The following is a 24,498-nucleotide window of genomic DNA, read 5'->3' on the forward strand; positions in this document are numbered from 1 at the left end:
GTTTAACCGGGTCGACAACGTGAGTTTGGAGCCGACTCGACAGACCCTCCCTCGGACCTCTTCGCCGACGTTTCGTGATCCGACCTCGTGACTGAGGCGCCCATCACCAGATGGGTGGACGTGAGAACATCACCTGTTTACGCGAGAAAGGGTCAGCGTCCTAGCCGTTTGTCGAGGTGGGCGAGGTAAACCAGCTCGTGGCTCTTGTACTCGGAGCGTGCTCGGAAAGCTTCGACAACGGCGGTAGCCGCAACCCCACCAGCAGCCGCGCCGAGTGCCGCAGTATCCGGGAGTTTGCCGACAAAGTTTCCGACCGCACTCAAAGTGACGCTGATACTGGCCGGGTTGAGATGAGTGGTTGCTAGTGTTTTCCCGGTGTCGTAGGCGACGCGGGTCGCGGACAGTGACTTCTTCAGGTCGTTGAGCGCTGGACGAACCTCGTCGTGCCACATGGTATCGACCTCGTGGGGCAGGGACTCATCGAGCGGGGCGGACGCGAGACGTTGCGAGAAGGCTGCGACCACGTTGCGGTACTTCGTACGTTCGTCAGTGAGGTCGCTTCGTGCTTCGAGAATGCTGGTCATCGGCGCGTCCGGGAAGGCTGGCAGGTGCTCGATGAGCTGAGTGCCGAGCGTGGCCTTCTTCGCGCTGACGGATATCGCTGCTTCGGCGAAATTCAGGGCGCCATCTTCGCGGAGGCGTGAGGCGGTGACGGCGTCCAGCAGGAGCGCTGAGGCGGGGTCGGATAAGCCAGCAGCGAGGCGGTCGATGAACCATTCGATCTGCTCGTCGGTGTCGCCCTCCAGCGTGAAGTTGTCCCCGATGATGTTGAGAGCACCGGCCTGTTTTGCGGCGTGGAGGGCCTCGGCGTCCTCGGGCGGAAGCGCTCGGTGGGCGTTGCCGCGAATGTCGTCTAGGACGGGCAACCAGTCGGCTTCGAAGGCGTCGCGCAATGAGGCGCCGGGCCTCTGCTTCGAGGCGCGACGCATGATCCGTTTAAAGTTCCCGAGATGCTCTTGGGGTACGCCGAGTCGGTGCAAGGCTGGTGGGTTGAGCTGGGCCATGCGTCGAAGCATGTTGTTCTCGTCGACGTCGCGTAATGCGACGAAGTCCCACAGGATGCTGACCGAAGGGGCGAGGAGGTCCACCTGGTCCGAGTAAAGCAGTGCGCTACGCGCGAGCCGCAGTTCGGTCGATAGGACAACCCTGCTGCTGTCGTCTGGGTCCATCTGGGGTGCAACCGCGATGGTTGTCCGCAGTCCGGCGGGTTTCGGAGTGTGACGTCCCCTGCGGGATGCTCGGCGAGATTGCTTTCCCATGCGTTCTCCTCGGTTGTCGACGTGCGCTGATCGTCCCACTCGAGGACCTTGGCGCGCGGTGTTCCGCCCCGGTTGCGTAGCTGTCCGCGACCTAACCGGCTGTCCGAGCTCAGGCCTGGCCGAGACCAATCAACATCGACATCGTGAGGTTTACGGAATGGCAGTCATTCGCGACAATCGCCTCTCATCTTCTCTCTCACGAATCATCGCCACCCAGCATGGTTGTTCCGCCCTACATGGCAAGGTTTCCTGAGAACCAACACCACACGGCCTGTCGCTTTGCTTCCAGGGTGAACCAAGAGCAGATAGCCAGGACCACGCCGCCCATTTGTTGCATCCAATTTGAACCGCGCCGCCCGGTTACAGGCCGACCGGGTGAAATGACCGCTTCTTGTCCCTGATGAGGGAAACGGCCGGTGCTTCCCGACCGGACGTGGGTCGTCGAGCGGTAGCGGCACCCGGTGCACCGCCGCCCGTACGCGGACTAAAAGAGATGGGGACACAGTACGGGCTACGCTGGGCCGTCACGCGCAGAGCGCGCGAGACGCGCCCAGTGCGGCTGTCGCGAACCCACGATCGGGAATACGGATGAACCCCCTACCACCGCCGCCCTTTTCCAACATGTTCAGCGGACCCGGGGCGGAGCGGCCATGAACGACGCCTTGTCCCTCTTGACCGGTGTCGTCGTCGTTCTTGCGATCACCGCAGTGACGGCGTACTTCGTGGCGCAAGAGTTCGCCTACATGTCCGTGGACCGCTCCAAGCTGACGGCTCGTGCGCAGGCAGGCGATGACACGGCACGCCGCACCCTCGCTATCACCCGCCGCACCTCGTTCCTCCTGTCCGGCGCGCAGCTCGGTATCACCGTGACAGGCCTGCTTGTCGGCTACGTGGCCGAACCACTCATCGGAATGGCGCTGTCGTCCATGCTCGGCGGAGTCGGCATCCCCACCGGCATCGGCCTGACCGTGGGCGGCATTCTCGCAATCACCTTCTCCACGTTCGTGCAGATGCTGTTCGGTGAGCTTTACCCGAAGAACTACGCTATAGCTCGCCCCGAGCAGGTCAGCGGCGCTCTCGCACGGTCGAGCGCCCTGTACTTGAAGGTGTTCGGCCCGGCCATCTGGGTGTTCGACAAGTCCGCTGAGCTGCTGTTGAAGCGTGTCGGCATCGAACCGGTGCACGACGTCGAGCAGGCCGCCACAGCGGATGACCTGCACCACGTTGTCGAGGCGTCGAAGCAGACGGGCGACCTCGCGCCGGAACTGTCAGACATGCTGGATCGCATCATCGACTTTCCCACCCAGAACGTCGATCACGCGATGATCCCCCGCGCTCAGGTCGACTCAGTGCGAACTGAAACAAACATCGCTGAGATGCGCGCTCTCATGGCGAGCGGGCACACGCGCTACCCCGTGATCGACGGCACCGACGACGTCGCCGGTGTCGTGCACCTCGTCGATGTGCTCGCCGCGCAGGATGGCGCTCGGCCGGTCTCGTCGGTGATGCGTCCGGCACTGATCGTTCCTGAGCTGATGGGGTTGTCCACCGCGTTGAGCGAACTCGACCGCGCCAAGCAGCAACTCGCATGTGTCATCGACGAGTTCGGCGGGTTCACCGGCATCATCACCGTCGAAGACCTGGCAGAGGAAGTTGTCGGGGAAATCACCGACGAGCACGACCCGGTCCTACCCGAGTATGCGCCGCTGCCCGATGACGGCCAGTGGGTGATGCAAGGGTCCGTGCACATCGACGAGGTCGAACGTGCTCTTGACGTAGACCTGCCCGAGGGTGAATACGAAACGGTCGCGGGCCTCGTGGTGGGTCGCCTCGGTACGCTCCCGCGCGTCGGTGAGCGTGTCGTCATCGACGTACCCCAGGGCCCGCGTGTACTGGCCGTGGATGAGGACGCCCCGCCATCCCGCCTCGACATCGAAGTTCTTGCTGTGGAACGGCACGTGCCGTCCCTGCTCAGGTTGACCCTGCTCGAACCAGAATCAGCCCCGCACGACACCGAGGAAGAAGGGAGCGACCGATGAATCCCTTCGCCACGACTATCGCGACAATCGTCATCATCGCCCTGTCAGCGTTCTTCGTCGCCGCCGAGTTCTCCCTCATCAACGCGCGCACCCACCGCCTTGAAGACAACCCGTCAGCGTCCGCGCGTGCCGCGCTTCGCAGCTCGGGCGAAATCACGATGCTCCTCGCAGCGTCACAGCTTGGGATCACCGTGTGCACCCTCGCATTGGGTGCCATCACCAAACCTGCCGTGCACCACGCCCTGCTGGGACCCCTGGAGATGGTCGGCCTGGGTGAGACGGCTGCCGACGTCGCCGCGTTCGTCCTCGCGCTCATCATCGTCACGTTCCTGCACCTCGTCATCGGGGAAATGGCGCCCAAGTCATGGGCGATCGCACACCCCGAAAAGTCCGCGATCATGCTGGCGCTGCCGATGCGCGCTTTCATGCGTGTCACACGTCCGATCCTTGCGGCGTTGAACCGTGCCGCGAACTGGCTCGTGCGCCGCTCCGGTGTCGAACCGGTCGAGGAAGTCAGCGAATCGCAAGACTCGACGTCATTGCGCCAGCTCGTCGAGCACTCAGCGAGCGTCGGAGCGCTCGACCTCGCCTACCGCACCTCACTGACAAGCGCAATCGACCTTGAACGCCTGACGATCGCAGACCTGCTTGACGGGCGTGGCGCCCCTACGGCGGCTCCCGCCACGGCAACCGTCGGTGATGTTCAGGCTGCCGTGATGCGCAAGGGGCACACGCGCGTGTTGCTGATGGAGCCCGCCGGCGCTGGTTCCGGCGTACGGGGCATCGTGCACGTGCGAGACACGCTGATGCTCCCCGCGGCGACACCTGCGGACACCGTGGCCCGTCCCGTCCTCGAACTGCCCCGCGACACGGCCCTGCATGAAGCGCTTCGGCTGATGCGTGAAGGCAGCCACCAGCTCGCCGTCGTCACCGACAACGGCGCTTTCAGTGGCGTCGTCACCCTGGGCGACATCCTGCCCAAACTGCTGCCCCGCGCAGACGCGGTGACAGACGGCGCGGCGTGACGCTGGCCTCACCGAGCTATTTGCCTGCTTGGTTCACTTCGGATGCAAACCTGGAGCCGTCATCGACGCTCCGCGAAGGGCCTGATCCTCACACCGCGCGCGGAGAGGTCAACATTCCCCGGGGCCGACGTCGTCATCGAGCCCGGGGGCGACGGTTCGCTCGAGCGTCTGCGAAACGAGAGCCACCGCGGCTGGCTGCAGGAGGCTGCGCAGCGAGGTGCCATCGTCGCGAGTGTTTGCACGGTCGCTCGCCTCCTTGCCGCCGCGGGGTTGCTGCACCAGCGCCCGTTCACGACCTACCACGACACGTTCGACAGCGTCGCGGCCCTCGACCCCAAGGCCCAACCATGCCCGGGTCAGCGATGGATCGACGACGGGCAGGTCATCACGGACGCAGGCGTCTCCGCCGGCATCGACATGGCCCTGCATCTCGTCGGACGCCCCGCCACCCCTGAGCGCGCACGCGAGGTCCAAGATGGGATCGAGTACCGCCCGGCGCCCCCGACGTGGGCGTCCCGATCATGACCACGCTGTGCCCCGCCGACACGGGGACGAGCACGTCGCACACCTCGTTGGCGTGGCGCGGACGTGTGATCGAACGCGTAGCATCCATCTGAACGACAACCATTCCAGGAGACCGCCATGAACGCACCCCGTCCCCCTGTCCCACCCTTCACAGCCGAGACAGCGGCCGCAAAGGTGCAAGCTGCCGAGGACGTGTGGAACACGCGAGACCCCGAACGCGTCGCCGGCGCCTATACGCCGGACACCGTGTGGCGAAACCGCGGCGAGAGCATCGTCGGGCGTGACGCCGTCATCGAGTTCCTCACTCGCAAGTGGGCGCGCGAACACGAATACCGGTTGCGCAAGAACCTGTGGGCGTTCACCGACGACCGCATCGCCGTGCGTTTCCAGTACGAGTGGCATGACGATGACGGTCAGTGGTGGCGTTCCTACGGCAACGAGCTGTGGCACTTCGATGCCGACGGTTACATGAGCCGTCGCGAGGCGAGCATCAACGATGTTGCCATCACCGAGGCCGAACGACGCGTACGGCCCGGACGAGGCGAACTTCCACCCTCCTGAACCCGCGCGCTGGCAGCGGTGCCGGCGTTCGAGTCACACCCGGCGCTGCAAGCGTCGATCAGAGGGGCGCACGCGCGATGGAGGTGACGCCTCCAGCGTTGTCGCTACGACCTCGCGAGCGTCGTCCGGGCCGCCACTCGGGACGACTCGACCCCCAGAAGCTCCCGAACCGGATCCAGCGACCCGGGCACACTGCGGTAGTAGACCCACGTGCTGCGACGTTCTGAGGTGACGAGCCCCGCGTCGCGCAGCTTGCGCAGGTGATGCGAGATCGTCGCCTGCGACAATTCCAGGTCCGGCAGGTCGCAGACACAGATCTCCCCCGGCGCCGCCGCGACGATCGCGTCGAACAGGCGTAGACGCGCCGAATCGCCGAGCGCCTTGAACACGGCAGCAGCGCGCGCAACATCTTCGTCGTTCGCCACGACTCGAGGCGCACCATCCCGCGACGTCGCCTCACCCCGCCGCTCACACCCGTCGATCGTCACTCAACTATTTTGACACATGTCGAATCACGCCTCACGATGGCACCGTATTCACCGATGACGAAACAAGGCGGCCGACCGTGAACTCCCCTGCATCGCCCCGCGCGAGACTGTCGACGCTCGACCGCTTCCTGCCCGTGTGGATCATCGCCGCCATGGTGACAGGCCTCCTGTTGGGACGCCTCGTGCCCAGCCTCGACGACGCCTTGTCAGCCGTCGAGATCCAGGGGGTCTCGCTGCCCATTGCCATCGGGTTGCTCATCATGATGTACCCGGTGCTCGCCAAGGTGCGTTACGACAAGCTCGACGCCGTCACGTCCGACCGGCGGCTACTCGGCGCGTCGCTCGCACTCAACTGGATCGTCGGGCCGTTGCTCATGTTCGCCCTCGCGTGGATCTTCCTGCCGGATCTGCCGACCTACCGCACCGGCCTCATCATCGTCGGCCTCGCGCGCTGCATCGCCATGGTCATCATCTGGAACGACCTCGCCTGCGGCGACCGCGACGCGGCTGCGGTGCTCGTCGCGCTCAACGCGCTGTTCCAGATCGTCGCGTTCGCCGCGCTCGGCTGGTTCTACCTCAGCGTCCTGCCCGGCTGGCTCGGCCTCGACCAATCACATCTCGACGTCTCCCCCTGGCACATCGCCGCGTCGGTTCTCGTCTTCCTCGGCCTCCCGCTGCTCGCGGGTTACCTCAGTCGCCGCATCGGCGAGAGGCGTTGGGGCCGTAAGGCGTACGAGTCGCGTTTTCTGCCCCGCATCGGGCCGTGGGCGCTCTACGGCCTATTGTTCACCATCGTCGTCCTGTTTGCGTTGCAGGGCGCACAGATCACGTCGCACCCCCTCGACGTCGCCCGCATCGCGCTGCCCCTGCTCGCCTACTTCGCGCTCATGTGGGGCGGCGGCTACCTGCTCGGCCGGGCCCTGGGCATGGGCTACGAACGGACGACGACTCTCGCCTTCACCGCTGCCGGCAACAACTTCGAGCTCGCCATCGCCGTCGCCATCGCGACGTTCGGCGTCACCTCCGGCCAGGCACTCGCCGGGGTCGTCGGCCCGCTCATCGAGGTCCCCGTTCTCGTCGCTCTGGTCTACGTCAGCCTGGCCCTGCGCGATCGCTTCCCCCAACCCATGCTCGGGGCCGGCCACGATGCCCCGCGCTGACCGTCCCACCTCCTCGCCCGATGGCGCAGCTGACGCGGATCGTCGACCGCGCGTCCTCTTCGTCTGCGTCAAGAACGCTGGCAAGTCGCAGATGGCGGCCGCGCTCACGCGCCATTTCGCTCGCGAGCGCCTCGATGTCCACTCCGCCGGCACTCAGCCCGGCAGGGCCGTGAACGCGGAGTCGGCGACCGCCGTCGCCACCCTCGGCGCAACCTTCGACGGCGAACATCCCAAGGCCATCGACCCCGCCGTGCTGCGTACTGCCGACCGCGTCATCATCGTCGGCTCTGCTGCACGGCTCGAACCGATCGACGGCATGCTCGCAACGATCGAGACGTGGCACACCGATGAGCCGTCGACGCGCGGCATCGAGGGCACCGAGCGCATGCAGCTCATCCGCGACGACATCGCCGAGCGCTGTCGCACGCTCGTCAGCGAGATGCTCCACCGAACTCAGGGGTGAACAGAACTACCTCCCTTGGGCGCAAGATGGCCTTGTCGACGCCCCGCCCGTTGATCCGTCGCACCTCGCGCCCTCGGGCCCGCCATGACGCTGGGCGACGACGCACAGGACGGACGCTTCTTCGTCTGTGTTGTCGTCGTCCGGAGTGGTTACTGCCAACAGCACGCGTACCGCGCTCGCCACGAGCTGGGTGCGTCAGCGACGCGGGTCGATCATCGTCACGCCGGAGAGCGGCGAAGCGTCGAACGACGGCAGCATCGCCGCGCCGTCGTCGAGGCTGACGGTGCGGGCGATGAGTCGCCCGGGATCTAGTCGGCCGTCGTCCACGAGCGCCAGCATCGCCGGATAGTCGGCGGCGGCCATGCCATGGCTGCCGAACACGTCGAGCTCCCAACCGATGACGCGCGCCATCGGCACGCGCGGATGCCCGCCCACCGGCGGCAACAACCCCACCTGCACGTGCCGCCCACGACGCCGCAGCGCATGAATCGCGTCAGAACACGTCGATTCGCTGCCCACCGCGTCGACGGCGACGTGCGCTCCGCCACCCGTGATCTCGTGGACGCGGGCCGCCACGTCGACAGGCTCGTTGGTCTCAGCGACCCCGGCGCCCCTGGCCAGGACGACGGCGTCCGCGCCCTCGCGCGTCGCGAGCGCCAGCGCGTCGGCGTTGCGGTCCACGGCGACGACACGCGCCCCGAGCGACTTCGCGATCATGACGGCGCTGAGGCCGACTCCCCCGGCGCCGACGACGCACACCCATTCACCCGGCTGCACATCAGCACGAGCCGTCAGAGCTCGAAAGGCCGTCGCGAACCGGCACCCGAGGCTCGCGGCGGCCGCGAAGCTCACAGCGTCGGGGATGGCGACGAGGTTCGTGTCCGCGCGTCGCGCGACGACGTATTGCGCGAACGATCCCCAGTGCGTGAACCCCGGCTGATCCTGGGTCGGACAGACCTGCGCGTCACCGGTGCGACACCACTCGCAGGCGCCGCAGCCCTCGACGAACGGCATCGTCACCCGCTGCCCGACCCGCCAGTTCACGACGTCCGAACCGACCTCAGTGATCACCCCGGCGAACTCGTGACCGGGCACGTGCGGCAGCTCGACGTCATCATGACCGGCCCACGCGTGCCAGTCGCTGCGGCACAACCCCGTCGCGCGCACCTCGACGAGGACGGCGTCGTCAGGCAGGGCGGGCACCTCGACCTCCTCGACGCCGACGGACCCCGCGATCTCTTGCATTACCCCTGCGCGCATCGTCATCCCGCCACTGTGGCAGATCGCGAGAACACGTGCTCTACGGAAGCCACCCGATCTCGAGGGGTGTTCAGCGGCCGCCGGTCGTATCGACGTCACCGAACCCCGGCGGCAACCCCGCGATCCCGACCAGCAACTGCGGGTCGATGCTCTCGCCGCGCCGGACGACCGTCAGCGTGCCGCGCGGTTCTAGGACGGCGAGGGCGACGTCGTCGAGGTGCCGCACTCCCCCGCCTCGCAACCGTTCGTGCAACCGCTCGGCGGTGAGGCCGACGTGGCGCAGGGCGTCCGGGCGTGCCCGCCCGTCGATCATGACGGCCCACGCCCGGGCGCGACCAGCGGCGCGGTGGCTGCGCATCGACATCACCGCGTGCAGCCGTCCGAAACCAAACTCCAGGACGAACAGGGTGGCCATCGCGACGAGCGCACCGCACAACGTCGGCGAGTTGCCCAGCATCGCGCGGGCGCACAGCGCCCCGAGGACGGTGAACACGGCGACGGACATCGTCGAACCGGCCGCCAGATACCGTACGCCCCAGAAATGCAGGATCGCGACGAAGACGGCGTACAGCACCACTGTCGCGACCACGACGCCGACGACGCCACCGGCGCTGATGCCGATGTGCGGCCAGATGTTCACACCGTCCTCTTTCGCTCCTGTCCCCCGGCGACCAGTGTCTCCTACCCCCTCACACCGTTCCGAGCCGGCCCCGGCGCGCGCAGCTGCACGAGTTCTGCGCATCTGCACGAGGAATATCGCGCACATTCCTCGTGCAGATGCTCAAAAGTCGTGCAACGTCGCGGCCGTGCGCTGCGCGCCCTCCACCACCTGCCGCGCGGGCGTCAGCCGACACAGCGACGCCACAGGTCGGCGACAGCGGAACCCACGGTGCGTCACCTTCACTGGGTCTCAACACGTCGACGCGCCGCCGTCGCCGTCGCCCTCGCGCCAACACATCGCGACGCCAGGGACGCACACCATCGCAAGCCCGAGCACTCGCCCCAAGGAGCATCCCATGCGCAGCCCCGCCCTCGTCGCCCTCACCGCAGCATGCTCGGCCGCCATCGCCGCCCCCTTGGCGATCGGCGTGCACGACGGTTCCCTCAGCGCGTTCGACGCCGGCTCCGTCACCCGTCAGCTGCGCAGTCAGCTCGACGCCGCCAGCGGTCGCAGCACCACCGATTCGGGCAGCTCATCCACTGACACGGATCAGGGCGGCGCCTCGACGCCGCAAACAGCACCCGACGGCTCGAGCACATCGCCGTCGAACGGCGGCGCGCAAGCCAGTGGCGCGTCATCCAGCGGAACGACGACGCGCGCCACCGCCGCTCAGAGCAAGGGCGTCGTCATGATCGACGTGGCCACCCCGAGCGGTGAGGCTGCGGGCTCGGGCATGGTGCTCACGGCCGATGGCACCGTCCTGACGAACTACCACGTCGTCTCAGGCTCGACGCAGATCCGCGTCACCGTCCCGAACGGCGGGTCATACACGGCGAGCGTCGTCGGGCACGACGAATCCCACGACGTCGCCGTGCTCAAGCTCAGCGGTGCGAAGAACCTCGATACCGTCACTCTGGACACCGACGGAGTCAGGACGGCCGAAGAGGTTCTCGCCGTCGGCCAAGGCGGCGGCGAGGGCGTGCTCTACGCCGCCTCCGGCATCGTGACGGCGACGGGGCGCTCGATCACCGCCTCCGAACAGGGGTCATTGTCGTCCGGTGAGAACCTGACGAACCTCGTGCAGACGGACGCGCCCATCGTCGGCGGCTACTCCGGCGGGCCTCTGTTCGACGCCGCGGGCAAGGTCGTCGGAATCGACACCGCCGCATCCGCGACGAACTCGCTCACCGGCTATCAGCGCAGCAACGCCGAGGGGTACGCCATCCCGATCACGCAGGCCAAGTCGATCGCCGACGACATCCTCGCCGGCCGCAAGACGACGACGAATCACATCGGCGCGAAGGCCGCCCTCGGCGTGGCCGTCGTCCCGAGCTCGTCGTTGCGGGGCGCCAGCGACACCGGCGTCGTCGTGCAGCAGGTGCTGAACGGCTCGGCTGTCGCAAGCACGGGGATGACGGCGGGTGACACGATCACCGCCCTTGACGGCAAGGCCGTCACCTCGACCGATTCCCTCAGCTCGCTCATGGGCACCCGCTACCCGGGCTCGACGATAAAGGTGACGTGGAGCGACACCTCCGGCGCGTCGCACACGGCGTCCGTCACGCTGCAGAAGTCGACCGCGAACTGACGCGTCGCGGGTCTCGAGGTGGCCTTGCGCCATCTCGAGACCCGCGTGCCCGGCAACGGGACGCAGGAGAGAAACTCGCCCCTTGCATCCCGATCCAGCCGGGCCGGGCGCCATCGTCAGCAGCTCGTCAGGACGCAAGATCCTCGGCGTATGCCCGACCGGCGGCGATCATGTCCTCACGGGACACGACCTTGACGCGCTCGCGGCCGGCGCTCTCGCCGAGGGCGATCTCGTGGGCGTCGAGACGCTCCCAGTGATCCCAGAGCGTGATCTCGACACCTGAATCAAGCAGGTGACGCAGCAGCGCGTCAGGGTCGCCGCCACTGGGCGCGGGCAGCGAGTCGAGGTCCTCGAGCAGGCACGCGATGGTCTCCGACGCATCCGACTTCGTGTGCCCGATGAGCCCGACGGGGCCGCGCTTGATCCACCCCGTCACGTACGTCGCCGGCATCGCCTCGCCGCTGACGTCCGTCACGCGACCCGCCTCGTTGGGCACGACGCCCGCGGCGTCGTCGAAGGGCAGGTCGCGCAGCGGCGAACTGTAGTACCCGACGGCGCGGTAGACGGCCTGCACGTCCCAGTCGCGGAACTCGCCCGTGCCGTGCGTCGTCGCGTCGCCGTTGAATTCCTGGTGCTCGGTGCGCAGGCCGACGACGCGGCCGTCCTCGCCGAGGATCTCGACAGGCGCCTCGCACAGGTGCAGGTGGATCTGGTGCGGCGCGCCGCTCGGCTCGTTCTCGAGGTACTTGAGCAGCGTGTTGACGACGAGCTTCGTCGACTTGCTCGCGTTGATCGCGGCCTGGCCGGCCTCGTCGATCTCGAAGCCCTCCTCGTGCACGATGACATCGATGCTCGGGCTGTGCGACAGCTCGCGGAACTCCATCGGTGAGAACTTCAGCTGCGCCGGGCCGCGGCGCGCGAAGACGTGCACCTCCGTCGCCTGGTTCGCCTTCAACCCGTCGTAGACGTTCTGCGGGATCTCGGTCGTCAGCTGCTCGTCGGCGGGCTTGGCGAGCATGCGCGCGACGTCGAGGGCGACGTTGCCGGCGCCGAGGACGGCGACCTTGCGCGCCGTCAGCGGCCATTCGCGCGGCACGTCGGGGTGGCCGTCGTACCAAGAGACGAAGTCTGCGGCGCCGAAGCTACCGTCGAGGTCGATGCCGGGGATGTCCAGCGGTCGGTCGCTCGAGGCGCCCGTGGAGAAGATGACGGCGTCGTAGTGCTCCTGCAGCTGTTCGAGGTCGAGGTCGGTGCCGTAGTCGACGTTGCCGATGAAGCGGATGCGATCTCCCGACAGCACGCGACGCAGCGCCTTGATGATCTCCTTGATGCGCGGGTGGTCGGGCGCCACGCCATAGCGCACGAGGCCGTACGGTGCGGGCAGCCGGTCGAACAGGTCGACGCGCGCGCCCTCGTGCTGCTTCGTCAGGATGTCCGAGGCGTAGATGCCGGCCGGGCCGGCTCCGATTACGGCGACGCGAAGGTCTCGCATGCAATCCCCTTCTGCAGGTGGCACGGCGTCGGCCGTGCGGTGGTGGCGTCGTCGGGCAGGGTGATGTCCGGCAGGCGTCATGAACGAGTTGTTAGCGTAAACATAACCAGACATTACTTGTCGAACGGTTCGTCGACGCTTCTCATGCCATGTTAGGTCTGCCTAACGTCCAGCACCAATCCCCCACGACGCGAACGGCGCTCGCCTCTCGCGAGACGAACGCCGGTCTGCGGCGGGATGCCGTCAGGCGTCGGCGGGCGAGGGCTTGCGCCCACGATGTGGCAGGAACGTGCCGTCCTGCAGGCTCGACTCGATCTCTTCGAGGCTGCGACCCTTCGTCTCAGGAACGAAGAAGTACACCGTCACCCAGGCGATGACGTTGATGACGGCGTAGAAGATCATCGCGCCCGGCAGCGACAGCCAGTCGATGAGCGTGAGGGCGGTCAGCGTGATGAGCAGGTTCGAACCCCACAGCGCGGCCGCGTGCAGCGCCGTCGCCGCCGAACGCACCTTGAGCGGGTACAGCTCCGAACCCATGAGCCACCCGACGACCTGGATGCCGCCGGCCTGGAAGAACATGAAGGACAGGATGAGCGCGAGCGCGACGCCCGCAGGCGGGTCGGCGTTCGTCACCCAGAACGCGATGCCGAACGCGGCGATAGACACTGCGGCTCCGGGCAGCATGACGAGCATGAGACGGCGACGCCCGATGCGGTCGACGACGAACTTACCGAGCGTCGTCATGACGAGATAGACGACGCCGACGCCGACGTTGCCCGCCTGCGCCATGTCGTCGGAGAAGCCAACGTTGTTCTTCAGGATCGTCGGCGTGTAGTAGATCATCATCTCCAAGCCGGTGATCTGCGTGAAGATCGCGACCATGATGCCGGCGAACAGTGCCGGGCGAATCCACTTCTCGCTGAACAGGGTTCGCCACTCCCCCTCACCGGAGGCCTGCTGCTCCTCGCGGTAGGTGCGCTTGATCTCGGCGATCTCCGCGTCGACCGCGCGCGTGCTCGGACGCACCCAGCGCAGCACCCGACGAGCAGGGTTGACGAACCCCTGCTGCACCAGCCAGCGTGGACTCTCCGGCAACGGCTTCATCCCGATGAGCAGCACGAGCGCCGGCACGACAGCGGCGGCGATGCGGACGCGCCAGCTGATCGCGGAGTCGCCGAAGTAGTTGACGAGGCTCGCGGTGAGGATGCCGACGCCGATCGCGACGTTGAAGAACGTCACATAGCTGCCGCGCTTCGCGGGCGGTGCGAGCTCCGAGATGTACGTCGGGATCGCCATCGTCGAGCCACCCACGGCGAGGCCGAGGAAGACGCGCGCGAGCGACAGCGTCCACCAGTCGTTCGCGGCGCCGCTGAGCAGGACGCCGATCGCGAACACGGCCGCGATGCCGATGATCGCCTTGCGCCGCCCGACCCTCTTGACGATGACGCTCGTGCCCAGCGCACCGAGCACCGCGCCGAGCAGGATCGATGAGGTGATGATCTCCGTGATGTTGTGCGCCGCCGAGCCGAAGCGCTCCTCGTTGATGTGGAACTCTTCGGTGACGTGCAGCATCGCACCCGAGATCACGCCGGTGTCGTAGCCGTATAGCAGCCCGCCGAACGCGGCGATGAACGACACGTGCAGCACATGTCGACGCGCCAGACGCTCCGCTTCAACGGGGCTGACGTCGTCGTCGCGGGCTGCGTCGGGGATGCCGCCGAGGCGACGCTCGGCGTCGGTCAACTCGTTCGGGGCGATCTCGGCACCCGGTGCGTCGAACATCCGCCATCCATTCTCGAGGCCTGCCCAGCGACGCGGCAGGAGGAACCAGGGGTCGAGAGTGAACCTATCCAACGCGCGTTCGGGCTGCGAAACCGGCGGGCGCGGCACCCGCGACCCGGCCACGGCCCCCACCTGCAGCGCTGATGCAGGCCAGCGGGCCGCTGACGTACCGTAGGCGCATGTCAGTCTCGAACCAGTCCCGCGCGGTCGATCTGCGCGTCACCGGCACCGTTCAGGGCGTCAGCTACCGTGCCGCGTGCGCCGAGCAGGCGCGCACGCTGGGGCTCGTCGGCTACGTCGAGAACCTCGATGACGCCGCGGTGCACGTCGTCGCCGAGGGTACGCCGGACGCCGTCGAATCGCTCGTGGACTGGTGTCACGACGGCCCCGACGCGGCGTCCGTCGACGACGTCGAGGTGCGAGACGTCGCCCCCGAGGGTTACGACGACTTCACCGTCCGCCGCTGAGCGCGTGCACTGCCACTATTTCGACGTCGGTGCGTGCCGCTCGTGCACGAACCTGGCCGTGCCGTACGACGAGCAACTCATGCGCAAGCAGACGTCCGTCGAGCACACCCTCGCCGCACGAGTGGCGCCCGAGGCGTGGCTCTCCCCCGCCGCATCGCGCCCGGCCGCGTTTCGCAACAAGGTGAAGCTCGCCGTCGGCGGCCACGTCGACGCTCCGACGCTCGGGCTCGCACTGCCCGGGCGCCCTGCCGTCGACCTGCGCGAGTGCCCCATCCAGGAACGGCCGATCTGGGACGTCGTGCCCGACCTCGCCGGGTTCATCACCTACGCACGTCTCATGCCCTATGACGTCGACGCGCGCACGGGCGAGCTCAAGTTCGTCATCGTCACCACCAACACTGACGGCGAGTTGCTCGTCCGCTTCGTCGTGCGCACCAATGACGGAGTTGACCGACTCAGCGCCGCCCTGCCCGCCCTGACGGACCGCCTGCCGCAGATCGTCGCCGTCTCTGCGAACATCCATCCGGAGCACAAGGCCGTCGTCGAGGGGGATGTCGAGATCGCCCTGACGCCCACGCAGACGCTGCGTGCGGCCGTCGGCGACGTGACGCTGTACCTGCAGCACCGCAGCTTCTTCCAGACGAACACCGATGTCGCCGCGGCGTTGTACCGCCAGGCGCGCGCGTGGGCCGACGACGTCGACGCTCGTCAGGTGCTCGACCTGTACTGCGGCGTCGGCGGCTTCGCCCTCCATCTTGCGGACGGCACCCGCCGCGTCCACGGCGTCGAGATCGAACCGAGCGCCATCGACAGCGCCCGTCGCAGCGCCACCGAAGCCGGGTCGGACGCGACGGTGACGTTCGACGTCGGCGACGCGAGCACCCTCGTCATGCCCGAGCACGACGTTCCGGATCTCGTCGTCGTCAACCCGCCGCGACGCGGCATCGAAGCGCTCGCCGACGCGCTCGAGCGCAGCTGCGTCGCGCACGTCATCTACTCGAGCTGCAACCCGACGAGCCTCGCCGCCGATCTCGCCGCGATGCCGAGCTTCGACGTGCGGGCCGCGCGACTGTTCGACATGTTTCCGCACACCAACCACGCCGAGGTCGCGGCGCTCCTGTCACGCCGGCCCGCGTGAGTTGAGTCACGGCCCGAACTCGTAGTCGACCGGAGCCCGAGAGCGCCCCCGCCCGCAGACGGCATCGATTTCGTCACAAAATCCGGTGTGGGGCACCCCACCTCATAGGTTGTCTGATCTTCACCCTAGGGTGAACGGCGTCACAGTTCAGCCGCAAGATCGGAAGCCATCCGTGTCGGATCAGTACGACCACGACGTATCGTCGTCGCCCACGCCACCACCGCGCAGTTCCGCCGAGGGCGCGCCGCCGGAGGTCTCCACGGCCGCGACATCCCCCAAGAAGGATCGCAGCCACTACCTCTACATCGGCGTCATCGTCGCCGTCATCGCCGGCATCGTCTTCGGTCTCGTCGCGCCGGATGCGGCGAAGGCCTGGAAGCCGCTCGGTGAGATGTTCGTCAGCCTCATCAAGATGATGATCACGCCGGTCATCTTCTGCACGATCGTGCTGGGCATCGGCTCCGTCCGCAAGGCCGCGACGGTCGGGCGCGCAGGAGGCATGGCGCTCGCCTACTTCCTCACCATGTCGACGTTCGCGCTTGCGATCGGTCTCGTCGTCGGCAACATCATCCAGCCGGGCCACGGGCTGACGGTCAAGCACGGATCGGCCGACAAGTACGTCAAGACGGCCGAGAAGTCGGGCGGGTTCATCGACTTCCTCAAGAGCATCATCCCCGACACGTTCTTCTCCGCGTTCACCTCCGGCAGCGTCCTGCAGGTGCTGTTCATCGCACTGCTCGTCGGCTTCGCCATCCAGCGCATCGGCGACTCCGCCGAACCCGCGCTGCGTGCGATCGCCACGATGCAGAAGATCGTGTTCCGCGTGCTGTCGATGGTGCTGTGGCTCGCCCCGATCGGCGCGTTCGGTGCGATGGCGGCCGTCGTCGGTGAATCCGGCGCCAAGGCCGTCGGTGAGATGGCGAAACTGATGGCGGGCTTCTACGTCACGTGCGCGCTGTTCATCTTCGTCATTCTCGGCGCGCTGCTGTGGGTCGTCGCGCGCGTCAACATCTGGAAGCTGTTCAAGTACCTCGGCCGCGAGTTCCTCCTCATCCTCGCGACATCGTCGTCGGAGTCGGCGCTGCCGAACCTCATGGCAAAGATGGAGCACGCCGGCATCAACCGCTCCACCGTCGGCATCGTCGTGCCGACGGGGTACTCGTTCAACCTCGACGGCACCGCGATCTACCTGACGATGAGTTCGCTCTTCATCGCCGACGCGATGAACATGCCCATGTCGATCGGGGAACAGATCGGCCTGCTCGTCTTCATGATCGTCGCCTCCAAGGGTGCGGCCGGCGTCACCGGCGCCGGTCTCGCCACCCTCGCCGGCGGCCTCAGCAGCCACAAGCCCGAGCTCGTCGACGGCGTCGGCCTCATCGTCGGCATCGACCGCTTCATGTCAGAGGCCCGCGCACTGACGAACTTCGCGGGCAACTCGGTCGCGACCGTCCTGATCGGCACGTGGACGAAGACCATCGACCGCGAGCGCCTCGGTGACGTGCTCGGCGGGCGCGACCCGTTCGACTACTCCTCGATGGAGGACGATCCGCACTCCTCCGGCGTGCGCGGCGCGTCGCCCGTCGCGCAGCACTGACGGTTTCGAGCGTCACGACGCATGACGAGCGGGTCCCCACCTCGAGGTGGGGACCCGCTCGTCATGTCAGTCACGCTGCCGCGGCGACGCGCCGTCGCGCAGCCGGTTTCAGTCAGCGCGGCACCCGCGCGAACCGCTCTCGGTCGCGACGCCTCAGTCCTCGCTGACGGTGACGGTGACGTCGATGTTGCCGCGCGTCGCGTTGGAGTAGGGGCACACCTGGTGCGCCTTGTCGGCGAGCGCCTGCGCCTCGTCATGCGGCAGGTCGGGGATGACGACCTCGAGTTCGACGGCGAGGCCGAAGCCCTCACCGGCCTTGCCGATGGAGACGCGCGCGCCGACGCTCGACTCCCCCAGGTCGGCGCCCGCGCCGCGGGCCACCATCTGCAGTGCCGAGTGGAAGCACGCGGCGTATCCGGCGGCGAAGAGCTGCTCGGGGTTCGCGCCGTCACCCGAACCGCCCATGGCCTGCGGGACGGCGAGGTCGAGGTCGACGCGGCCGTCGCTGGAGTGGACGTGGCCGTTGCGGCCGGCGCCGGTGGCGAGTGCTTCTGCGGTGTAGATCGGTTCCATGCTCGGTGCAACCACGCGAGCCCGCCGGCCATTCCATGACGGCGCCGCCGTCGGTGCTGCCATCAGCGCCACCGTCATGGATCGACGACGGCATCCACCCCAACGCAGCGTTATGCAACCTTGATGCGAAAGGCGTGTGTCACGTCATACCGATGAAACATCTTGCTCATAGGCTCCCCTCGACGCGTGACCACGATCAGGAAGGCAGCGCATGTCGACACCCGCAGCGCCGGTTCATGACGAACCGGCCGGCGAGCACCTCTCCCGGGGGCTCTCCAACCGCCACCTCCAGCTCATCGCCATCGGCGGAACGATCGGCACGGGCCTGTTCATGGGTTCGGGCAAGACGATCAGCGTCGCCGGCCCGTCCGTCATCCTCGTGTACGCGATCATCGGGTTCTTCCTGTACTTCGTGCTGCGCGCCATGGGTGAGTTGCTGCTGAGCAACCTCAACTACAAGTCGTTCGCCGACTTCGCGGGCGACATCCTCGGCCCGTGGGCCTCGTACTTCGTCGGCTGGACGTACTGGTTCTGTTGGATCGCGACGGCGATCGCCGACACGACCGCCATCGCCAAGTACATCCAGTACTGGTGGCCCGACACCCCGTCGTGGATCCCCGCCGTCGGGCTCGTCGCGCTGCTGTTCCTGCTCAACCTGCCGAGCGTCAAGGCGTTCGGCGAGCTCGAGTTCTGGTTTGCGCTCATCAAGGTCCTCGCGATCATCACGCTCATCGTCGTCGGCCTCTACATGATCTTCACAGGCAGCTCGCACGGCGGGCAGAAGTCGTCGTTCTCGAACCTGTGGTCGCACGGCGGCATCTTCCCCATGGGGTTCATGGGCTTCGCCGCGGGCTTCCAGATCGCCGTGTTCGCGTTCGTCGGCGTCGAGCTCGTCGGCACCGCCGCTGCTGAGACGAAGGACCCGGAGAAGAACCTGCCGCGCGCCGTCAACTCGGTGCCGATCCGCATGCTGCTGTTCTACGTCGGCGCGCTCGTCATCCTCATGTCGGTGCGTCCGTGGACGGAGTTCAAGGCCGGCGAGTCGCCGTTCGTCAAGATGTTCGCCCTCGCCGGGCTCGCCGCGGCAGCCGGTGTCGTCAACTTCGTCGTCATGACGTCGGCCGCCTCGTCCGCGAACTCGGGCATCTACTCGACCTCACGCATGGTCTACGGCCTCGCCGAGGAGAACGACGCGCCGCGTGTGTTCTCGCGCCTGTCACGCAACCGCGTGCCGGTGGCTTCCCTCGCCTTGTCGTGCGGGTTGCTGCTGCTCATCGGCCTGCCGCTGCTCGGCGCGAGCGGCAGCGTCGCCGACGCGTTCGACAAGATCACGACGGTCTCCGCGATCTGCTTCATGTTCGTGTGGACGATCATCCTCATCAGCTACGTCGTCTACCGCCGTCGCCGCCCGCACCTGCACGAGGCGAGCACCTTCAAGATGCCCGGTGGCGTCGTCATGTGCTACGCGACGATGGCGTTCTTCGTCTTCGTGCTGTGGACGCTGTGGATCAAGGACGACACCCGTCAGGCGTTGCTGTGGACGCCGCTGTGGTTCGTCATCCTGCTCGCCGCGTACTTCCTCATCGTGCGTCGTCGCCCGGCGCACGAGCAGCTGCGTGCCGAGCACGCCGCGAAGGTGGAGCGCGAGAACGCCGAGATCACGCGTCGTAGCTGACCCGGCTCGCCCACGACGACGGGGTGTCGTCCGCTCAGGCGGACGACACCCCGTCGTCATGTCGACACGCGGCTGTGAGTCTCGTGCAGTCGCAGTCGGCTCATCCCCAGGTGTGACGGCTGTGGATGACGAACGCGGCGCCGCGAAGCCAGGCGTCAGGGTGGAGCCATGACTGCTGCGCACGAACCCATCACAGACCTCACCGAGCTCGTCGCGACGTGGACGACGCTGCTCGAGACAGCCCCGCCGCGCGGGCGCAACCTGTGGCTGATGTTCCTCGACCCGAGCGCCCGCCCGCTGCCGGCCCTCACGCAGATCGAGGGCCTCAGCCTCACCCCGGATGCCCGCTCGATCGACAGCCTCGGCGAGCTCGTGCGTCACCTCGTCGACGATGATCGCGTCCCCAGCGGCGCGGCACTGTGCCTCGAACGATCGGGCACGACCGGCGCGTCACCGTTCGAGGAGGGCTGGGCCGACGCCCTGACCCGTGAGCTCGGCGAGCACCTCGCGTGGCCCGTGCTCGTGCGCACACCCGGCGGCATCACACCCGTGCGGTTGTGGTCGAGCGCGGCCTGAGACGTGCGTCGTTCGTCGACACCGGATCGGCGCGGGCGCGGCCCGGACTCGATTCGCGGACGCCTACGCTGGAGACATGACGTCCAATCCTGCCGCCGTGACCACACGCATCGTCCCGCCCGCCGTGGCGCACGACCTCGTCCGCACAGTCTGTGACGCGCTCGGCAGCGACGAACGCGAAGCGCGCCTCGTCGCCGACCACCTCGTCGCCGCCAACCTCGCGGGGCACGACTCGCACGGTGTCGGCATGATCCCGACGTACGTCGGCTCGGCCGCCGCGGGTGGGCTCGTCGTCAACGCCGAACTGGAGACGGTGACGGACGCAGGCGCCGTCCTCGTCGTCGACGGTGTGCACGGCTTCGGTCAGGCGATGGCGTTCGAAGCGATGGCGGTCGGCATCGAACGGGCCCGCGAGTACGGTCTCGCGCTCGTGGGCCTGCGCAACTCCCACCACGTCGGCCGCATCGGTCACTGGGCCGAGCAGTGCGCGGCGGCGGGGCTCATCAGCATCCACTTCGTCAACGTCGGCGGCAGCCTCATGGTCGCGCCGTTCGGCGGCAGCGACGCCCGTTTCAGCACGAACCCGTTCTGCGTCGCCTTCCCGCGTGTCGGTGAACCGACCATCCTGCTCGACTTCGCGACGAGCGCCATCGCGTACGGCAAGGCGCGTGTCGCGCACAACAAGGGCGTCGAGGCACCCGAGGGCAGCCTCATCGACCACGAGGGGCGCCCGACGGACGACCCGTCGGTGCTGTTCGACGAACCGCACGGCGCGCTGCGTGCCATGGGTCTGCACAAGGGCGGGGGCCTGGCCATCATGTGCGAACTGCTCGGCGGCGCCCTCACAGGCGGGCTGACGACGCGTGAGGAGACGGCGCACGATGCGACGTCGATCTACAACTCGATGACGAGCATCCTCATCGACCCGAACGCACTCGGCTCACTCGACTCCGGCGCGGCCGATGCTTTCCTCGAATGGGTCAAGGCCTCCCCCGCGCCCGCCGGCGCCGAGCATGGGCCGCTGCTGCCCGGCGAGGTCGAACGCGCCACGCGCGCCACCCGCACCCGCGACGGTCTGCCTGTCGACGAGACGACGTGGCGCGGCATCGCGGACGCGGCGCGCGCCGCAGGCGTCCCCGACGACGACACCACCCTCGCCGCCTGGAACGCCTGCGCCGCCGCCTGAATGCGTCAGAGCTCCTGAGCGCGTCAGCCCGCCGTCACGCTGACGTCGTCGACGAGGAAGCTCGTCGCGAGGTCGGCGTCCTCGCTCTCACTGAAACGCAGCGTGACGCTGCGGCCCTTGTACGCCGACAGATCGACGGTGTGACGCACGTAGTCGCTGCTCGCATCGAGGTTCGAGGCTGACGCCACACGCTTCGTCGAGGTGCCGTCGACGACGTCAAGACTGAACGTGTCGTAGGCGCGCGAGCCGGTCTCGGCCGTCACGACACGGCTCCAGTACGTCAGCGTCGGGGTCTTCGCGTTCGCGGGGATCGTGACGCTCTGGCTGAGCGATTCGCTGACGCGTCGGCCGTTGCCGCCCAGCCACGCCTTCGCCGCGCCGCCGTGCGCGGCGTACGTCACATCGGTCGTGATGGCGCCCGTCGTGCCGCCCCAGCCGCGGGTGCCGGATTCGAAGTCACCGTTGACGAGAAGGTTCGTGTCCGGTGTAGGAGTCGGCGTCGGGTCGGTCGGCGGCTGCGCGGGCGTCGCGCCGAACAGGGTGCAGCCCTTGAGCCCGAGGTCGATGCGCCCGGCGGTGAAGCACGCGGTGAGCGGGTACGTCTGCTGACCGTAGCTCTGGCCCTGGTGGACGCTGACGTTGCCCGCCGCGTCGACCTCGCACGGATTGTCGAGTGTGCAGCGCTTGCCGTCGTCGTTGCCGGTGTTGTTGATGCCGATGACGGTGCCGCTCGTCGCATCGACGATCGGCGAGCCGGAGCTGCCGTGCGGCGTCTGGCACGTCGAGTAGCGGATCGAGTCGTTCATCGTGTAGCCGCCCTCCTTCAACTGGTACACGAAACCGTTGATCGCGCAGCCGTAGTGCTGCTTCCAGTAGCCCGACGGAATGTCGATGCTCGCCTCGTCGCTCGGGTGCGTGGCCGCGAGCGGGCGAGCGGTGACGTTCTTCGCCGCGAGCTGCGCGTACGTCGACGTGCTGCGGTACACGGCGACATCGGTGCCCGTCATCGTCGCGTACTGGAGGCGATCGAGTGTCAGCTTCGTCACGGTGTGCGCGTCGCTGCCGCCGAGCACGGTCGCCGAACGTGTCACGGCCTTGTCGTAGACGAACGTCGACGGCTCCGGCACCGTGCCGATGCAGTGCCCGTTCGTCAGGACGAGGGCCTTGTCGGTGTCGGCAGCGCCGGGGAAGCGCACGAGCGAACCCGAGCAGTTGTCGAGCGCGACGATCGCGTCGTACGTGGCGAACCGCGTCGCGGCGCTCGATGCGGGAGCCGAGGCGAGGGTGGCTGCGCCGAGGACGGCGCTGAGCGCGACCAACGGGATGCGGGTGCGAACGGCCATGGGGATCTCCTGGTGATGAGGCGGGCGCACCCGCGTCGACACGGCGTTGTCACACCGCAAGTCACACAGTAGAACGACAGGTCATGTCCAGGTGGCGTTGAGCTTCGGAGAATTCTCGCCATGCCCCTACCGGCACGGCATGAAAGGATCCAGCCATGAACTATGCGGAGAGCGTCGTCGATCTGGTCGGAAACACCCCTCTGGTCAAGCTGGGCACCGTCGCGCGTGAGGCGGGCGTGCGCGCGACCGTCCTCGCGAAGGTCGAGTACTTCAACCCCGGCGGCTCGGTCAAGGACCGCATCGCCCTCAAGATGATCGAGGCGGCCGAGGCCTCCGGCGAGCTGAAGCCCGGCGGCACCATCGTCGAGCCGACCTCGGGCAACACCGGCGTCGGTCTCGCGCTCGTCGCGCAGCGCAAGGGTTACCGCTGCATCTTCGTCTGCCCCGACAAGGTCGCCAAGGACAAGATGGACGTACTGCGCGCCTACGGCGCCCAGGTCGTCGTCACGCCGACGTCCGTCGCGCCCGACCACCCCGATTCGTACTACTCGGTCTCCGACCGCATCACGCAGGAGACACCCGGGGCGTGGAAGCCGAACCAGTTCTTCAACCAGCACGGCCCGCAGTCGCACTACGAGACGACCGGCCCGGAGATCTGGCGCGACACCGACGGGCGCGTCACGCACTTCGTCGCGGGCGCCGGCACGGGCGGCACCATCTCGGGCACCGGCCGCTACCTCAAAGAGGTCAGCGCCGAGCGCCCCGAGGCCGACGGTGGGCCCGTGCGCATCATCGGCGCCGACCCGGAGGGCTCGATCTACTCGGGCGGCACCGGGCGTCCCTACCTCGTCGAGGGCGTCGGTGAGGACATGTGGCCCGGCGCCTACGACCCGTCGGTGCCGGACGACGTCATCGCCGTCAACGACGCCGAGGCGTTCGCCATGACGCGTCAGCTCGCCGAGAAGGAGGGCCTGCTCGTCGGTGGTTCGAGCGGCATGGCCGTCGTCGCCGCGCTACGCGTGGCGAAGGACCTGCCCGAGGACGCCGTCGTCGTCGTGCTGCTGCCCGACTCCGGGCGCGGCTACATGTCGAAGATCTTCGACGACGCGTGGATGAACTCCTACGGCTTCATCACCGGCGAGGGCAAGCGCACCGTCGGCGACGTGCTGCAGGCCAAGTCCGGCGACCTGCCCGACCTCGTCCACACCCACCCGCAGGAGACGATCCGCGACGCGATCGACATCATGCGCGAGTACGGCGTCAGCCAGCTCCCCGTCGTCGCCGCCGAGCCGCCCGTCATGCTCGGCGAGGTGCGCGGCGCCGTCAGCGAGCGCACGCTCATGGACCTGTTGTTCGCCGGGGACGCGCAGCTCAGCGACGCCATCGCCGACCACCTCGGCGAGGGCCTGCCGCTCATCGGCCGCGGCGAACCGGTGTCGGCGGCGCGCGAGGCGCTGCATGACGAGGGCGCCGTCCTCGTCGTCGACGGCGGCCGCCCCATCGGCGTCCTCACCCGCTTCGACCTGCTCGAAGCGCTCGCGAACTGACGCCGGACCCTGGCGTCAGGACGCAGGAGTCCC

Annotated in this window: 22 protein-coding genes; 14 read left to right on the plus strand and 8 right to left on the minus strand. The window is 67.8% G+C overall.

Annotated features, from left to right (window positions below; all coding sequences use genetic code 11):
- Positions 1–152 precede the first annotated feature (152 nt).
- Positions 153–1,148 (minus strand): hypothetical protein, encoded by a 996-nt coding sequence (locus HMPREF0321_RS03945; protein WP_006944346.1) that lies wholly within the window; start codon positions 1,146–1,148, stop codon positions 153–155.
- An 821-nt stretch (positions 1,149–1,969) separates the two neighbouring features.
- Here HMPREF0321_RS03945 and HMPREF0321_RS03950 point away from each other — a divergent pair.
- From HMPREF0321_RS03950 to HMPREF0321_RS03965, 4 genes are all read left to right on the plus strand, one after another.
- Positions 1,970–3,358 carry a hemolysin family protein gene (locus HMPREF0321_RS03950; protein ID WP_006944354.1) on the plus strand — a complete coding sequence of 463 codons (1,389 nt, stop codon included), beginning with the start codon at positions 1,970–1,972 and terminating at the stop codon, positions 3,356–3,358.
- Positions 3,355–4,383 (plus strand): CNNM domain-containing protein, encoded by a 1,029-nt coding sequence (locus HMPREF0321_RS03955; RefSeq protein WP_006944342.1) that lies wholly within the window; start codon positions 3,355–3,357, stop codon positions 4,381–4,383. Before HMPREF0321_RS03950 ends, HMPREF0321_RS03955 begins: the two co-directional genes overlap by 4 nt.
- Before the next feature lie 42 nt (positions 4,384–4,425).
- Complete coding sequence (locus HMPREF0321_RS03960) at positions 4,426–4,908, plus strand: DJ-1/PfpI family protein (protein ID WP_006944365.1); 483 nt, start codon at positions 4,426–4,428, stop codon at positions 4,906–4,908.
- Positions 4,909–5,025: 117 nt separating this feature from the next.
- A complete protein-coding gene (locus tag HMPREF0321_RS03965) occupies positions 5,026–5,469 on the plus strand; it encodes a nuclear transport factor 2 family protein (RefSeq protein ID WP_006944364.1) in 444 nt (147 codons plus the stop codon).
- A gap of 104 nt (positions 5,470–5,573) precedes the next feature.
- Here the strand turns inward: HMPREF0321_RS03965 and HMPREF0321_RS03970 are convergent, their stop codons facing one another.
- Positions 5,574–5,894 (minus strand): helix-turn-helix transcriptional regulator, encoded by a 321-nt coding sequence (locus HMPREF0321_RS03970; protein WP_050786461.1) that lies wholly within the window; start codon positions 5,892–5,894, stop codon positions 5,574–5,576.
- A gap of 140 nt (positions 5,895–6,034) precedes the next feature.
- On the opposite strand from HMPREF0321_RS03970, the gene arsB reads away from it, so the two are divergent.
- Together arsB and HMPREF0321_RS03980 are read left to right on the plus strand one after the other, a co-directional pair.
- Complete coding sequence (arsB, locus tag HMPREF0321_RS03975) at positions 6,035–7,117, plus strand: ACR3 family arsenite efflux transporter (protein ID WP_006944355.1); 1,083 nt, start codon at positions 6,035–6,037, stop codon at positions 7,115–7,117.
- The gene (locus HMPREF0321_RS03980) at positions 7,104–7,580 is read left to right on the plus strand and encodes a low molecular weight phosphatase family protein (protein ID WP_006944362.1); all 477 of its coding nucleotides are present in this window, start codon (positions 7,104–7,106) and stop codon (positions 7,578–7,580) included. The genes arsB and HMPREF0321_RS03980 overlap by 14 nt, the downstream gene beginning before the upstream one ends.
- Positions 7,581–7,775: 195 nt before the next feature.
- Here the strand turns inward: HMPREF0321_RS03980 and HMPREF0321_RS03985 are convergent, their stop codons facing one another.
- Both HMPREF0321_RS03985 and HMPREF0321_RS03990 read right to left on the minus strand, forming a co-directional pair.
- Positions 7,776–8,840 carry an alcohol dehydrogenase catalytic domain-containing protein gene (locus tag HMPREF0321_RS03985; RefSeq protein ID WP_040014435.1) on the minus strand — a complete coding sequence of 355 codons (1,065 nt, stop codon included), beginning with the start codon at positions 8,838–8,840 and terminating at the stop codon, positions 7,776–7,778.
- Positions 8,841–8,910: 70 nt separating this feature from the next.
- Positions 8,911–9,480 (minus strand): YetF domain-containing protein, encoded by a 570-nt coding sequence (locus HMPREF0321_RS03990; RefSeq protein ID WP_006944371.1) that lies wholly within the window; start codon positions 9,478–9,480, stop codon positions 8,911–8,913.
- Positions 9,481–9,856: 376 nt separating this feature from the next.
- Between HMPREF0321_RS03990 and HMPREF0321_RS16360 the strand changes: the two genes are divergently transcribed.
- Positions 9,857–11,089: a S1C family serine protease gene (locus tag HMPREF0321_RS16360; protein WP_006944375.1), complete on the plus strand. Its 1,233-nt coding sequence runs from the start codon at positions 9,857–9,859 to the stop codon at positions 11,087–11,089.
- A 127-nt stretch (positions 11,090–11,216) separates the two neighbouring features.
- Here the strand turns inward: HMPREF0321_RS16360 and HMPREF0321_RS04000 are convergent, their stop codons facing one another.
- Both HMPREF0321_RS04000 and HMPREF0321_RS04005 read right to left on the minus strand, forming a co-directional pair.
- Positions 11,217–12,581: an FAD-dependent oxidoreductase gene (locus HMPREF0321_RS04000; protein WP_006944359.1), complete on the minus strand. Its 1,365-nt coding sequence runs from the start codon at positions 12,579–12,581 to the stop codon at positions 11,217–11,219.
- Between the two features lie 243 nt (positions 12,582–12,824).
- Positions 12,825–14,363, minus strand: a complete 1,539-nt coding sequence (locus HMPREF0321_RS04005; RefSeq protein WP_006944367.1) for a sugar porter family MFS transporter — start codon at positions 14,361–14,363, stop codon at positions 12,825–12,827.
- Positions 14,364–14,542: 179 nt separating this feature from the next.
- Here HMPREF0321_RS04005 and HMPREF0321_RS04010 point away from each other — a divergent pair, with 179 nt between their 5' ends.
- The 3 genes from HMPREF0321_RS04010 to HMPREF0321_RS04020 all read left to right on the plus strand — a co-directional run bounded on the left by HMPREF0321_RS04010 (position 14,543) and on the right by HMPREF0321_RS04020 (position 17,565).
- Positions 14,543–14,830: an acylphosphatase gene (locus tag HMPREF0321_RS04010; RefSeq protein WP_006944351.1), complete on the plus strand. Its 288-nt coding sequence runs from the start codon at positions 14,543–14,545 to the stop codon at positions 14,828–14,830.
- A gap of 4 nt (positions 14,831–14,834) precedes the next feature.
- Complete coding sequence (locus HMPREF0321_RS04015; RefSeq protein ID WP_006944341.1) at positions 14,835–15,968, plus strand: methyltransferase domain-containing protein; 1,134 nt, start codon at positions 14,835–14,837, stop codon at positions 15,966–15,968.
- 172 nt (positions 15,969–16,140) lie between these two features.
- The gene (locus HMPREF0321_RS04020) at positions 16,141–17,565 is read left to right on the plus strand and encodes a C4-dicarboxylate transporter DctA (protein ID WP_006944345.1); all 1,425 of its coding nucleotides are present in this window, start codon (positions 16,141–16,143) and stop codon (positions 17,563–17,565) included.
- Between the two features lie 153 nt (positions 17,566–17,718).
- Here HMPREF0321_RS04020 and HMPREF0321_RS04025 read toward each other — a convergent pair whose 3' ends face one another.
- Positions 17,719–18,138, minus strand: a complete 420-nt coding sequence (locus tag HMPREF0321_RS04025; protein ID WP_040014430.1) for an organic hydroperoxide resistance protein — start codon at positions 18,136–18,138, stop codon at positions 17,719–17,721.
- 211 nt (positions 18,139–18,349) lie between these two features.
- Between HMPREF0321_RS04025 and HMPREF0321_RS04030 the strand changes: the two genes are divergently transcribed.
- From HMPREF0321_RS04030 to HMPREF0321_RS04040, 3 genes are all read left to right on the plus strand, one after another.
- Entirely contained in the window at positions 18,350–19,813 is a 1,464-nt protein-coding gene (locus HMPREF0321_RS04030; protein ID WP_006944338.1) for an amino acid permease, read from the plus strand.
- Between the two features lie 168 nt (positions 19,814–19,981).
- Positions 19,982–20,389 (plus strand): hypothetical protein, encoded by a 408-nt coding sequence (locus HMPREF0321_RS04035; RefSeq protein WP_006944357.1) that lies wholly within the window; start codon positions 19,982–19,984, stop codon positions 20,387–20,389.
- A gap of 76 nt (positions 20,390–20,465) precedes the next feature.
- Positions 20,466–21,575, plus strand: coding sequence for a malate/lactate/ureidoglycolate dehydrogenase (locus tag HMPREF0321_RS04040; protein ID WP_006944376.1), 1,110 nt, complete (start codon positions 20,466–20,468; stop codon positions 21,573–21,575).
- Between the two features lie 23 nt (positions 21,576–21,598).
- Here HMPREF0321_RS04040 and HMPREF0321_RS15345 read toward each other — a convergent pair whose 3' ends face one another.
- Positions 21,599–22,918 carry a serine protease gene (locus HMPREF0321_RS15345; RefSeq protein WP_006944347.1) on the minus strand — a complete coding sequence of 440 codons (1,320 nt, stop codon included), beginning with the start codon at positions 22,916–22,918 and terminating at the stop codon, positions 21,599–21,601.
- 155 nt (positions 22,919–23,073) lie between these two features.
- Here HMPREF0321_RS15345 and HMPREF0321_RS04050 point away from each other — a divergent pair, with 155 nt between their 5' ends.
- On the plus strand, positions 23,074–24,465 hold the full coding sequence (locus tag HMPREF0321_RS04050) for a cystathionine beta-synthase (protein ID WP_006944353.1): 1,392 nt from the start codon (positions 23,074–23,076) through the stop codon (positions 24,463–24,465).
- Positions 24,466–24,498: the final 33 nt, after the last annotated feature.

Origin of the sequence: Dermacoccus sp. Ellin185, assembly GCF_000152185.1 — a bacterium.
In the GTDB taxonomy this organism is placed as follows: domain Bacteria; phylum Actinomycetota; class Actinomycetes; order Actinomycetales; family Dermatophilaceae; genus Dermacoccus; species Dermacoccus nishinomiyaensis.